At 56.3% G+C, this 12404-nt stretch carries 11 protein-coding genes and 1 pseudogene; 6 read left to right on the top strand and 6 right to left on the bottom strand.

The genetic code is table 11. The annotated features are described in order from the left end of the window. Positions 1–82: 82 nt before the first annotated feature. On the bottom strand, positions 83–2287 hold the full coding sequence (locus AC3IP0_RS10680) for an OsmC domain/YcaO domain-containing protein (protein ID WP_489319199.1): 2205 nt from the start codon (positions 2285–2287) through the stop codon (positions 83–85). Positions 2288–2364: 77 nt separating this feature from the next. Next, the gene (ptrR, locus tag AC3IP0_RS10675) at positions 2365–3243 is read right to left on the bottom strand and encodes a putrescine utilization regulator PtrR (RefSeq protein ID WP_008047600.1); all 879 of its coding nucleotides are present in this window, start codon (positions 3241–3243) and stop codon (positions 2365–2367) included. A 100-nt stretch (positions 3244–3343) separates the two neighbouring features. Between ptrR and AC3IP0_RS10670 the strand changes: the two genes are divergently transcribed. Then, positions 3344–4735, top strand: a complete 1392-nt coding sequence (locus tag AC3IP0_RS10670) for an aldehyde dehydrogenase family protein (protein ID WP_489319198.1) — start codon at positions 3344–3346, stop codon at positions 4733–4735. Positions 4736–4918: 183 nt separating this feature from the next. Here the strand turns inward: AC3IP0_RS10670 and AC3IP0_RS10665 are convergent, their stop codons facing one another. Both AC3IP0_RS10665 and AC3IP0_RS10660 read right to left on the bottom strand, forming a co-directional pair. Then, positions 4919–5230, bottom strand: a complete 312-nt coding sequence (locus AC3IP0_RS10665; protein ID WP_489319751.1) for a TM2 domain-containing protein — start codon at positions 5228–5230, stop codon at positions 4919–4921. Positions 5231–5500: 270 nt separating this feature from the next. Then, complete coding sequence (locus tag AC3IP0_RS10660; protein ID WP_489319197.1) at positions 5501–5704, bottom strand: hypothetical protein; 204 nt, start codon at positions 5702–5704, stop codon at positions 5501–5503. Positions 5705–6280: 576 nt separating this feature from the next. Between AC3IP0_RS10660 and AC3IP0_RS10655 the strand changes: the two genes are divergently transcribed. Both AC3IP0_RS10655 and AC3IP0_RS10650 read left to right on the top strand, forming a co-directional pair. Beyond that, positions 6281–6622: a hypothetical protein gene (locus AC3IP0_RS10655; protein WP_489319196.1), complete on the top strand. Its 342-nt coding sequence runs from the start codon at positions 6281–6283 to the stop codon at positions 6620–6622. Between the two features lie 109 nt (positions 6623–6731). Then, positions 6732–6974, top strand: a complete 243-nt coding sequence (locus tag AC3IP0_RS10650; protein ID WP_489319195.1) for a hypothetical protein — start codon at positions 6732–6734, stop codon at positions 6972–6974. 210 nt (positions 6975–7184) lie between these two features. Here AC3IP0_RS10650 and AC3IP0_RS10645 read toward each other — a convergent pair whose 3' ends face one another. Further along, complete coding sequence (locus AC3IP0_RS10645) at positions 7185–7466, bottom strand: excalibur calcium-binding domain-containing protein (RefSeq protein WP_489327356.1); 282 nt, start codon at positions 7464–7466, stop codon at positions 7185–7187. Positions 7467–7556: 90 nt separating this feature from the next. Here AC3IP0_RS10645 and AC3IP0_RS10640 point away from each other — a divergent pair. Together AC3IP0_RS10640 and AC3IP0_RS10635 are read left to right on the top strand one after the other, a co-directional pair. Continuing rightward, positions 7557–7778: pseudogene (locus AC3IP0_RS10640) on the top strand (integrase); the annotation flags it as partial. A 283-nt stretch (positions 7779–8061) separates the two neighbouring features. Then, positions 8062–9516, top strand: a complete 1455-nt coding sequence (locus AC3IP0_RS10635; RefSeq protein ID WP_489327355.1) for a tyrosine-type recombinase/integrase — start codon at positions 8062–8064, stop codon at positions 9514–9516. Between the two features lie 365 nt (positions 9517–9881). Here AC3IP0_RS10635 and AC3IP0_RS10630 read toward each other — a convergent pair whose 3' ends face one another. Further along, the gene (locus AC3IP0_RS10630) at positions 9882–10835 is read right to left on the bottom strand and encodes a LysR substrate-binding domain-containing protein (protein WP_489327354.1); all 954 of its coding nucleotides are present in this window, start codon (positions 10833–10835) and stop codon (positions 9882–9884) included. 127 nt (positions 10836–10962) lie between these two features. Here AC3IP0_RS10630 and AC3IP0_RS10625 point away from each other — a divergent pair, with 127 nt between their 5' ends. Further along, positions 10963–12345 carry an MFS transporter gene (locus AC3IP0_RS10625; RefSeq protein WP_489327353.1) on the top strand — a complete coding sequence of 461 codons (1383 nt, stop codon included), beginning with the start codon at positions 10963–10965 and terminating at the stop codon, positions 12343–12345. Positions 12346–12404: the final 59 nt, after the last annotated feature.

Below are 12404 nucleotides of genomic sequence, written 5' to 3'. Positions count from 1 at the left end.
AAGAGCTTCCTCATAGGTAGCCACAGCCCATGTCATAGCCAAAAAACAAAAAAGCACCCAAGGTGCTTTTTTGTTATCGCTATCAGCTGTACAAAGCCGCCACCCTCGCCCGCGCCATGTGCAGCTTTTTGTAGCTGTCGATCAGGCGAAGGTGCCTATCGAGCCCTTCCAGCTTCATGCTCGTCGGCGTCAGACCGTAGAAACGTACGCTGCCATCCACGGACCCTATCGCCGCGTCCATCCGCTCGTTGCCGAACATCCGGCGGAAGTTGACCTCGTAGTCGCTCAGTTCCAGATCATCGTCCAGCTGCATTTCCAGCACGACGTTCACGGCTTGATAAAACAAGCCGCGTTCGACGGTGTTGTCGTTGTATTGCAAGAAGGCTTCCACCAGATCCTTGGCCTGGTCAAACTTCTGCAAGGCGAGATAAATCAGCAGCCTCAGCTCCAGGATCGTCAACTTGCCCCAAGGCGTGTTGTCGTCGAACTCGATGCCGATCAAGGTAGTGATGTCGGTGTAATCATCCAGCTCGCTGTTTTCCAGACCTTGGGCAAGCGATCTCAGGCCGACTTTGCTCAGGCTGTGCAGATTGAGGATGTCAGCGCGGAACTGCAGCGCTTTGTTGGTGTTATCCCAGATCAAATCTTCTACCGGATAAATTTCCGAGTAATCCGGCACCAGAATGCGGCAGGCCTTGGCGCCAATGTGCTCATAGACCGCCATGTACACTTCTTTGCCCATGTCTTCGAGAATGCCGAACAAGGTCGCGGCCTCTTCGGCATTGGAGTTTTCGCCTTGACCGGAGAAATCCCACTCAACGAATTCGAAATCCGGCTTGGCACTGAAGAAGCGCCACGAGACCACGCCGCTGGAATCGATAAAGTGCTCGACGAAGTTGTTCGGCTCAGTCACCGCCTGACCTTCGAAGGTTGGCTGAGGCAGATCGTTCAGGCCTTCGAAACTGCGGCCTTGCAGCAGTTCCGTCAGGCTGCGCTCCAGCGCCACTTCCAGGCTTGGGTGCGCGCCGAACGAGGCAAACACGCCACCGGTACGCGGGTTCATCAAGGTGACGCACATCACCGGGAACTCCCCACCCAGCGACGCATCCTTGACCAGCACCGGGAAGCCCTGTTCTTCCAGGGCCTGGATACCGGCCAGGATGCCCGGGTATTTCGCCAGCACTTCCTGCGGCACATCCGGCAGGGCCATTTCGCCCTCCAGGATTTCGCGCTTGACCGCGCGCTCGAAGATCTCCGACAGGCACTGCACCTGTGCTTCGGCCAGCGTGTTGCCAGCGCTCATGCCATTGCTCAGGAACAGGTTTTCGATCAGGTTGGAGGGGAAGTACACCACCTCATTGTCCGACTGGCGCACAAACGGCAGTGAACAAATGCCACGCTGGGTGTTGCCGGAGTTGGTGTCGTACAGATGCGAGCCACGCAACTCGCCATCCCGGTCGTAAACCTTCAGGCAGTACTCGTCGAGGATTTCAGTCGGCAGTTCGTCCTTCGGACCCGGCTTGAACCAGCGCTCGTCCGGGTAATGCACAAACGCCGCGTTGGCGATGTCCTCGCCCCAGAACTGATCGTTGTAGAAGAAGTTGCAGTTGAGCCGCTCGATAAACTCGCCCAGTGCCGATGCCAGCGCGCCTTCTTTGGTCGCGCCTTTGCCGTTGGTAAAACACATTGGCGAGTGTGCATCGCGGATGTGCAGCGACCACACATTGGGAACGATATTGCGCCACGAAGCGATTTCAATCTTCATGCCCAGGTCGGCCAGGATGCCCGACATGTTGGCGATGGTTTGCTCCAGCGGCAGGTCCTTGCCCACAATGTAGGTGCCCGCTTCGCCAGTCGAGTGCGGCATCAGCAACGCCTGGGCATCGGCGTCGAGGTTTTCGACCTCTTCAATCACAAACTCAGGCCCGGTTTGCACCACCTTCTTTACCGTGCAACGGTCGATGGAGCGCAAGATCCCCTGACGGTCCTTGGCGGAGATGTCCGCCGGCAATTCGACCTGAATCTTGAAAATCTGGTTGTAGCGGTTTTCCGGATCAACAATGTTGTTCTGCGACAGGCGGATATTTTCGGTGGGGATATTGCGGGTTTCGCAATACAACTTCACGAAGTACGCCGCGCACAACGCCGACGAAGCCAGGAAGTAATCGAACGGCCCCGGCGCCGAGCCATCGCCCTTGTAGCGAATGGGTTGATCGGCAATCACCGTGAAGTCGTCGAACTTGGCCTCAAGTCGAAGGTTGTCGAGAAAGTTGACCTTGATTTCCATGCATGCTTACCAGAATAACGAGCTATACGATTTGGCCGCCATTATCCGGTTTTTCAGCACGGACCGTTAACTTTCCACTATTTTTCGACCAACACCACCCCGCGCTCCTCAAGCAAGCGCACAAACATCGTCAGGCTCTGCGACACAGTCCCCCTACGCCACACCAGCCAGGTGCGCAGATAGCGGAACGACTCCGACAACGGCCAGACGCTGACCGTCGTGCATCCAGGCATGCTTTCGAGCATGCTGCGGGGCATCAGCGCCAGGCCGGCACCGGCGCTGACGCAGGCCAGCATGCCGTGATAGGACTCCATTTCGAAAATCTTGCCGGGCACCGCCGCGCCATTGGCGAACCAGCTTTCGAAATGATGGCGATAGGAGCAGTTGGAGCGAAAAGCATAGATGTTTTCGCCATTCACATCCTTCGCCCGATGAATCGGTTCATGGTTGAGGGGTGCGATCAGGACCATTTCCTCCTCGAATGCAGGCACGCCCTCCAGCGCCGGATGCAACACCGGACCATCGACGAATGCAGCGGCCAGCCGCCCCGACAGCACCCCATCGATCATGGTCCCGGATGGCCCGGTGGACAGGTCCAGTTCGACCTTGGCGTGCTTCTGGTTATAGGCGGCCAATAACTCTGGAATACGTACCGCGGCAGTACTTTCCAGCGAACCCAGGGCGAAGGCTCCCTGGGGTTCTTCACCCGCCACTGTTGCGCGCGCCTCCTGAACCAGGTCGAGAATACGACGAGCGTAATCCAGAAAGCTCCAGCCGGCCGGCGACAGGCGTAGACGACTCTTCTCGCGGATAAACAGGTCCACACCCAGATCCAGTTCAAGCTGCTTGATTCTGGTGGTGAGATTCGATGGCACCCGGTGGATATGCTGGGCGGCCACGCTGATGCTGCCGTGCTCGGCGACAGCCTTGAAGATTTCGAGCTGAACCAGATCCAAATCATTCTCCAAACGTGAACGTTATGCTCAGTATTATTCAGTTTCCAGAAAACATATAGCCCCATACCCTGAGCACATTCCTACCTCGCAGGACGGTGCCATGACCAACGTATCCAGCCTTACCCATGCCATTTCGATCAACCCGACCACGGGCGAGCAGATCGGTCATTACCCTTTCGAATCCGATTCGGCACTACAGGCCGCGCTGACGCGGGCCGCTACCGGATTTCGCGCCTGGCGCGGTAAACCGGTTGAGCAGCGCGCGCAGCTGTTGATCAACCTCGGCCAGGCCTTGCGCAACAATGCGCAGGCCATGGCGAACATGATCACCCTGGAGATGGGTAAGCCGATTGCCCAGGCCCGCGGTGAAATTGAAAAATGCGCGCAGCTCTGCGATTGGTACGCCGAACACGGCCCCGCCATGCTTAGCCCGGAACCAACCTTGGTGGAAGGCGGCAAGGCACGCATCGAATATCGTCCCCTGGGCCCGATTCTCGCCGTGATGCCTTGGAACTTCCCCATCTGGCAAGTCCTGCGCGGCGCGGTCCCCACATTGCTCGCCGGCAATACCTTCGTGCTCAAGCACGCGCCAAACGTCATGGGCAGCGCCTACCTGCTGCTGGACGCTTTCAGGCAAGCGGATTTTCCCGAAGGTGTTTTCGAGGTCATCAACGTCACCCCGGAAGGTGTATCCAGGGCGATCGCCGATCCACGTATCGCGGCCGTCACCCTCACCGGCAGCGTGCGTGCGGGCATGGCCATCGGTGCTCAGGCCGGAGCTGCACTGAAGAAATGTGTATTGGAGCTGGGTGGTTCCGACCCATTTATCGTGCTCGACGACGCGGACCTCGATGAGGCAGTGAAAGCCGCCGTGATCGGGCGCTATCAAAACACCGGGCAAGTCTGCGCCGCCGCCAAACGCCTGATTGTCGAGCAAGGCGTTGTCGAGGAATTTACCCGCAAGTTCGTTGAAGCCACCCAACAACTGGTTGTCGGTGATCCACTGGCTACCACCACCTACATCGGCCCGATGGCTCGCTTCGACCTGCGCGACGAACTGGATCAACAGGTGCGCGACACACTGGAAGAAGGTGCGACGTTGCTGTTGGGTGGAAACAAGGCGGAAGGCCCCGGCAATTACTATGAACCCACCGTACTCGGCGACGTGACCGATCAGATGACATCATTCAAACAGGAATTGTTTGGTCCTGTGGCCTCAATCATCACGGCCCGAGACGCTGCCCATGCGCTGGAACTGGCCAATGACAGCGAGTTCGGCCTCACCGCCACGCTCTACACGCGCAATGCCGAACTTGCCCGACAGATGGCAGGCGAACTTGAAACCGGCGGCGTATTCATCAACGGCTATAGCGCCAGCGATCCGCGTGTCAGTTTTGGCGGCGTGAAGAAGAGTGGCTTTGGCCGGGAGCTCTCGCATTTCGGGGTGCGCGAATTCTGTAATGCACAGACGGTTTGGCTGGATCGGCGTTGAGGGGAGCGTAGTGCTCCAGGGATAAACCGGGGGGTATTTTTCAGACATGAAAAAGCCCAATCTTTCAGATTGGGCCAAGTCATCGGAAAATATGGTCGGAACGAAGTGATTCGAACACATCCCCTTTATTGTGATTTCGCAAAGAATCATCCGCGGCTTTCAGCGCAGGTATTGCGCACGGCTCTAGCCTTGCTGAATCAGCGACACCTCAAGACGAGCTCTGTGCCGCACTTCTTCAGCGTGCTCTCTGACAATCGCAGGAATCAAAAAGGCGTCTATCAGTAGCCAGATCCCCGTGATGATGAGCGGAAACAGAGTAAAACAGCCAATGAGTGTAATAACCAGTTGAACGGCTGCCGTTCCGGTTTTACCCAAATAGAAACGGTGACCTCCAAACCCACCCAGGAAGAACCAAAGCAGATAGGCAACGCCCGTTGATTTTTTTCCATTGGCGACTTTCTGTTCGACGAGCATTTCGGCTTGCAGGGAAGACATCGAGATCTCCTTGATCAGTTGCATCCGTGAGCAATAGACCCACAGCTGGATTGCCAAAAGATAGCATTTTGCAATCAGAAAAACACAGAGCGAGAAAACTCCTACCGCATTTCGATTCGCATCGGCCCTGAAGGTGCGCGGGAAGCCCTTCGTGTACGGAACGAAATCATTATTAGCGAAAACCTGGCGCGCGACTTCCACAATCAAAGTCTTCTCGAAATCAGACAAGACCCCGGCGAAGAGATCATCGCGCCCAACTGAAACCTGAAATCAGTTGCTGCGGCTGAGTTGAACGTTCTGGGATGTACATTCGGTGGTGCTGACAGTACCCATGAAAGCATTCATCTTCACGGCGCACTTCTCGATATTCAAGCCGTTACGTCCATCGCTTGAGATGTTGGTGACATATGGGCCAGCGGTTGTGCAGCCAGCCAAAACAGCGAGCAAGCCCAAGGCAACGACATTGAATTTCATATGAGTCCTTTCGAGCGGTGGCCTGAGCCAAATGGTTCGCCGAAAACGGCATTGAAACGTAGTCGAAAGCTTAGACCAACCCGAAAAAATCACCCACTCCCCTGTCCCATCCGGTCACGGTGAAGCAATGATTATCGCCATCGCGACGCCCCTCTACATGGCCTGGCTCATCTACAAGGGGGCGCGGCGATGACGTCAGACTCGCTTCTTCCCCTTTGCCCAGCCAGCGACCATCAAGACCAGGCCAGGAATCCAAAGGCCGGGCGCGGTGATAGCAAGACCGCAGACAACTAGCGGCAGCCCGGTTAAAAACAACGGATTTCGAAACGCCTTTTCCATAGCGACAACTCCATTAAGAATTTCTCTCATTAAACCATATAGCCTGCCAGTGAACTGCGAATAGTCACCAGCACCACTGCGCCTCACAGGGTACTCCGTCGTTGTCTCTGCTACTCGAGCGACCAGGACACACGAGGCAGTCTTCTTGCGCCGTGACCTTGGTATGAGCTGAAGATTCCACCAGAAACGCACCTACACTGAGATGTACAGCGATTGAGAGAACATGGAGCTCCACGTATGCGGACTAGCGCCCTTGTGATACTCCTTGTCAGCTATGCCGTGCTGATGGTGGTTTTTTTCAAACTAAATGCTCGAAACAATCGACGCCGCAGAGAAGGTCTTTACGAAGCCTTTGAAACTACAATGCGAGAGCATGGGATCAAATCTTTCGAGATCCTCAAGGAAAATATTTATATCGGTAACAACTTTCGGTCATCAGAACTGTACCGGGTATTGCTGGACGATTCCGGGCACTACTTTCTTTACCTGCACTCCAGCAACACACAGCCAGTTTTCATGCCGCTGACCGAGGAGCGAGCGTTACAGGCGGCACAGGGTGACATAGGAATTCAGGCATAGATCATCGCAACCGCTGCCACCAGGGACCATGAAGAAGTGGCGGGTGCCCGGCCCGGCACCGGGCTTTTTCCTACCTGCTACGCTTTTCTTAGACAAAGGAGAAGCGGCCATGCCCCTACCAGACGATCCTACCCCCGCCCTACTCAGCCGACTCAATCAGAACATCATGGCCTTGGGTTGCGCCATTGAAGAAATAGGCATTTGGATCAAACAACGCGGGTCTACGGAAGTGTCCGTCCGTATTGAGGATCATCTGGCCGTGATCACCGCAAATGCGGACTTCATAGCTGAAACTATTGCCGAGCTGATTGCCAGGTGTGAACCTGAAGAAGAGGAAGATCCCGAGGACTGAGCCCTCGGCATCGCCATGGTGGCAACTGTCGTCCAATGGGCGCCGCGTTCCCCCGAATATCTTCATACCAACAGTCACCTCTGGGGAGATTGTGTGTAACGCAACCGGGGAGGTGAACCAATAAAACGTAGCTCACCTTTAAAGCGTGCCTTACGCCCTTCATCAGATTTCCACAATCCACCTGCTAGCTTGCCGGTGAACGGCAAATAATCACCGGCACCACTGCGCCTCACAGGGTACTCCGTCGTTGTCACCGTCCATTTCCACTCCTGGGCAATTTTGCAGAAATTTTTTGGCCTCTGCGCACGAGGTCATCTGCGAACAATATTTGCGCCCATCGCATTTGACTGGAGCCGAAACAGGCTTCGGCACAGTCACGACCGTAGCGGTGATTTGGGGATTCGATAGCCGAGCCTCAGCCCAGGACTGTAATTCTGGGGAAAGCTTCCAAGCCAACAGACCAACAACAAGCACAACCAAAATCAGCTTCATCTTGATCCATCCATGATGAGAGAGCGTTTGTGTTCTCACGCTGCCTGCTTTACAGCGTAATCCACTGATCCACATACAGCCTGCCGGTGAGAGGCGGCCAACTGCTACGCGGGATGGAAAAAAGAAGAGATGCCGGGCTTCCATGAAGTGCGAGCGCTTTCGCTGCACCCGTACAACAAAGCCGGAAAGGACGGGCAGAAAATCGCGGGGGATGCCAGCGAAGGCATGGCTAAAAACTACCAACGTGACCACGAGGAAATCATCTGGTCAGAGGCAATTCCGGATCTGAATATCCGCGAAATCACCGGGTAGTTTTGCGCGAGTTTTGCGCAGGCACAAAAAAGCCGATCTATCTGATCGGCTTAAGTTTCTGATTTTACTCAGGAATAATAGTCGGGACGGAGTGATTCGAACACTCGCCCCCTAGCACCCCATCTCCTTTTTCATACTTCTTGAAAGACTCCAAAATTTCACCCCGGATTCTTCGAATCCAGTATTTACTTGAGCTCCAGCGATGTTCTGCTCTACGAGAGTCCAGTAACGTCCATCAAGAGCCGACGTTTTTGTGGGGGGAAAAGTAGGGGGAGTCCGTTTCATGGCCAAAATTACCATCAAAGAACTCGAGTCGCTGACCGCCAATGATGCCGGCCGGATCCTCCGGGAGGATGGCAATCTGGCCGGTCGAATCTCCGTCCGTAAGGACGGTGTGTCGGTCAGCTTTTTTTATCGCTATCGCTGGGGCGACCAGAACAAAGAGTACGCCTGCGGAACCTGGCCGCGCAAATCCCTGACAGACATCCGCAAGGCCCGCAACCAGGCCCGAGCGCTCATCGATGAGCAGATCAATCCCAACGAACACAAGAAAACCGTCAAGGCACAGGCATACGCCGCGGCTAACGTAGAGGCCGAACAAGTAAAAGCGGCGAAGGTGCAAACGCTGACCGTCCAGGATCTGGCCAAGGCGTGGCTGTTGGATGGCGTCGCGCGCAAAGACGGCAATGCCGAGTTGCAGCGCCGTTTTAACAAGGACCTTTTGCCAGCCCTCGGCAAGACCGCGGTGAACAATGTGTCCGAGCACGATATTCGGGCGCTGATCCGCACCGTGGTCAACCGCGGCGCTCACCGACAAGCCATCAGCTTCTTCGCCGACCTTACCCAGATGTTCAGCTGGGCTAGAAAGCGCCAACCTTGGCGGGCGTTACTGGTTGAGGGTGATCCGACTGAACTGGTCGACATCTCCCCCCTGATCCCTGCCGACTACGAAGCGGAACGAAGCCGCATCCTTTCCCCGGCGGAGCTGTTGGAACTGCACAACCGCTTCCAACAAATGACCGCCGATTACAACGCCCTCCCCGCCGGGCTAAAATACGACGGCATTCGGCCGTTAAAAAAGGAAACCCAATTCGCGCTCTGGATCAGCCTGGGCACCCTGTGCCGGATTGGCGAGTTGCTGCAGGCCGAATGGAAAAATGTCGATCTGGACCGGCAGACCTGGTTCCTCCCCAGTGAAAACGTCAAAGGCACCCGCGGCAAAAAACAGGACCACCATGTCTTCCTCTCGCCCTTCGCCCTGCATTTCTTTCAAGAACTCAAGGCCCTGACGGGCGACTCTCAGTGGTGCTTTCCGAACAAGCAGGATGATGGGCATGTGGACGTGAAAGTAGTGAGCAAGCAGGTGGGGGACCGCCAGGCCCGGTTCAAAAACCGCAAGGCTCTCTCCAGGCGGCGTCACGACGATACCCTGGTCCTTGCCGACGGCCAGAACGGTGACTGGACACCGCATGACCTACGCCGTACGGGCGCGACCATGATGCAGGCCTTGGGGGTCAGTCTGGACGTCATCGATCGCTGCCAAAATCATGTGCTGGCCGGCTCGCGGGTGAGGCGCCACTACCTGCATCACGATTATGCCGAAGAGAAGAAAAACGCCTGGCATCTGCTGGGCGACCGACTCAGCGCCGTGCTGTCCTCAACCTACGAGCATTCTCCGGCCGAATCGATGCTGTCTTTTCCAGCGTATACCACGACAGGCTCTTTACCGCCTTCTTAAGTCGGCGTCTTTAGTCTTGAGTCCTCATTGCGCAAACATCGTCGAGCACGTTCTTCAGCTTGATTTCGGCTCCATGACCGGCAGAAATCGGCCAGAAGGACGGTCGCTGGTATACCATGCGCGGATGCCATCGTCCGAGATACACCTGAGATTGTTCACGACTTTTTGCGCCCCCTCGGGTAGATGCCTCAAGGTCTACCTCGCCGAGGTTTCGAGATGCAGGATGCAGCGCGTCATAGAGTGATCGTGCTGGCGTGCCCCCTTGTTCCACTACGACCTGTTGAGCCAGACGCTCTTCTCGCTCTGCGCCGTCGACGCTCTCGAACACAGCCACCAGGTTCTCGGTACAGCCGCCGCATGCACATTCACTCAGGCGCAGTCTCACCTCTAATGTCCATGGCCTGTTCATGCAGAGCGTCGATGAGGGTGCTGGCAACGGGGGTTCTCAGCCCGTTACGTAGCAGAATGATGCCCACCGCCGGTAACTCGATCGGCACCTCCAGCGGCAAGGTGTGACCAAGGCCTACGGATTCGAGGTAATGCGCGACCTCACTCGCGACGAAACAAACGCACCCTCTTTTCCTCATGAACGTCATCGTCACCAAAAAAGAAGAGGTTTCGATAATGTCAGCTGGGGGTTGCAGCTTATGCTTGTAGAACATCTGATTCAGCTTGACCCGCGAGGATGCCCACGCTGGGGGAACGACCCAGGGAAGCGCCGCCAGATTATGCCAGGCGGGTCGGGCCACTGTGGCCAGTGGATGATCGGCGGCGACGACAACCCTCATGGGGTCGGCGTATAACGCCTCTGTTTCAAGGTCCGGAGAGCTGTAGCCCGGCTCCAGTCGGCCCACGATGAAATCGAGCTCGCCTGTGCGCAGCCTCGGCAACAGGCGCGTGAGATCACCTTCCTCGATCGACACCGTCGTCTGTGGCGAGCTGACCTTGAGGCGGCCGACAGCTCCTACCAGCAATCCAGGTGTGGCGACGACCATTGCGCCGACGCGGATACGACCGGCTCCGCCACTGGCGACTGAAGCGATGTCGTCACAGGTACGGTCAAAATCCACAAGCACCGAGCGCGCAAATCGGACAACTTGCTCGCCGTAGGCGGTCGGCCGAGTGCCTCGCGTAGAGCGGATGAATAACTCAAGTCCGAACATCTTTTCGATTTCCGCCAGCGACTTGCTGACTGCCGGTTGGGTAAGCGACAAAAATTCCGCTGACCGCCCCAAATGGCGGAACTCATCCAGCGCAACGACGAGCTGCAAATGCTTGAGCTTGAGGTTGGAGCGCAAAACTCTATCGATGTCACTCACCTGCTTTATCTCCGGCAGAAGAAGCGTATATGTCGAAACCGTTATGAAGTATGTCCACTTATTCATTGTTCAGCAATGTAACGACGATTCAGTATCGAAGAACAAAAACAATGACCGGAGACAAGCAATGCGCACTCCAAGTACCACAAAACCGCTAAGTGACGCCGTGGTGAATCAAGGCAAGAAATCCAACGCTCGTTGGGTTGTGGCAGCTCTGATGTGGTTTGCCATCGCCATCAACTATATCGATCGCACCGTTCTCTCAGTCGCAGCACCTGAGCTCGTCAAAGAATTCAGCCTGACGCCCGAGATGATGGGTATCGTCTTATCTGCTTTTTTCTGGTCCTACGCTCTGCTACAAATTCCTGCTGGCTGGGTGGCAGACAAATTCGGGCAAAAAATGGGGCTTGGCATCGCCGTAGGCTCATGGTCTCTCGCTACGGCTGCGACAGGGCTGGCGACTGGCTTTGCATCTTTGGTCGGACTGCGAGTGGCACTCGGCGTCGGTGAAGCCGGCGCTTATCCGGCCAATGCCGGGATCGCGTCCAAGTGGTTCCCGGACAAGGAACGGGCAACCATTTCGGGGCTTTTTGACAGTGCCTCGAAATTCGGCGGTGCCGTGGCGATGCCCCTCATCGTGACATTGATGATGACTTTCGACTGGCGCATGACGTTTGCAATCGTGGGCCTGACCGGCCTCGTCTGGAGCCTGATCTGGTGGTGGTACTTCTCGGACACACCAGAGAAACACAGAAGCGCCAACGCAGCCGAGGTGGAATACATCCGGGGTGGTCAGACCCAGCAGCACGGTGTTGATGCCACGATTGCGATGAAATGGTACGAACTGCTCAAGCACCGCAATATCTGGGCGATGTGCCTGGGCTTCTTCACCATCAACTACATCTCGTATTTCTTCATCACCTGGCTGCCCACTTACCTGGTGAAGGAACAGGGGATGGGCCTGCTTCAGATGGGCATGGTCGCCTCGCTTCCGCTGATTTGCGGCCTCTTCGCCGAGATTGCTGCCGGGTGGCTTTCCGACAGGGTGGTCCACAGTGGACGCCTGTCGCTCACCGCGACACGCAAACTGTTTCTCATCGTGGGTCTCTCGATGGCGCTGTGCATCGGACTGGCTCCGTTGACCACGTCGGTTGGGCTCACTGTCCTCTTGCTGTGCATCGCAAAGGCCGGCACCACCGTCGCGGCTTCGCAAGTCTGGGCTCTGCCGGGTGACGTCGCGCCGAAGAACATGACCTCGACCGTGGCCGGATTGCAGAACATGGTTGCGAACTTCGGCGGCGTACTGGGGCCGGTGATCACCGGATTCATCGTTGCCTCGACAGGGTCGTTCAAAATGGCTCTGGTCTTCTCAGCTGTGCTCGGAATGCTAGGCATCCTGAATTACGCATTCCTGCTGAAGAAGGTCGAACCCATCGTCGCGTCCAAGCCGACCGAGCCTCGGCACGCCACCACATCCTCGCAGGTGTTGAATGACCCCTATAGCCGCTGATGCCTGATGAGCTACGCAGGGATAACGCCTGCGTTTTTCCTTCTCCACCGCCGTAATCT

It is taken from the genome of Pseudomonas sp. GL_103 (assembly GCF_057835175.1).
Note: the sequence above shows the minus strand (reverse complement) of the source record. Positions and strands in the feature narration are given on the sequence as shown.

What these genes read in the sequence shown, in the direction of transcription:
- AC3IP0_RS10655 (WP_489319196.1), top strand. Translation starts at nt 6,281, where the DNA reads ATGCGGACTAGCGCCCTTGTGATACTCCTTGTCAGCTATGCCGTGCTG.
- AC3IP0_RS10670 (WP_489319198.1), top strand. Translation starts at nt 3,344, where the DNA reads ATGACCAACGTATCCAGCCTTACCCATGCCATTTCGATCAACCCGACC.
- AC3IP0_RS10660 (WP_489319197.1), bottom strand. Translation starts at nt 5,704, where the DNA reads ATGAAATTCAATGTCGTTGCCTTGGGCTTGCTCGCTGTTTTGGCTGGC.
- AC3IP0_RS10645 (WP_489327356.1), bottom strand. Translation starts at nt 7,466, where the DNA reads ATGAAGCTGATTTTGGTTGTGCTTGTTGTTGGTCTGTTGGCTTGGAAG.
- AC3IP0_RS10665 (WP_489319751.1), bottom strand. Translation starts at nt 5,230, where the DNA reads ATGTCTTCCCTGCAAGCCGAAATGCTCGTCGAACAGAAAGTCGCCAAT.
- AC3IP0_RS10625 (WP_489327353.1), top strand. Translation starts at nt 10,963, where the DNA reads ATGCGCACTCCAAGTACCACAAAACCGCTAAGTGACGCCGTGGTGAAT.
- AC3IP0_RS10635 (WP_489327355.1), top strand. Translation starts at nt 8,062, where the DNA reads ATGGCCAAAATTACCATCAAAGAACTCGAGTCGCTGACCGCCAATGAT.
- AC3IP0_RS10680 (WP_489319199.1), bottom strand. Translation starts at nt 2,287, where the DNA reads ATGGAAATCAAGGTCAACTTTCTCGACAACCTTCGACTTGAGGCCAAG.
- AC3IP0_RS10650 (WP_489319195.1), top strand. Translation starts at nt 6,732, where the DNA reads ATGCCCCTACCAGACGATCCTACCCCCGCCCTACTCAGCCGACTCAAT.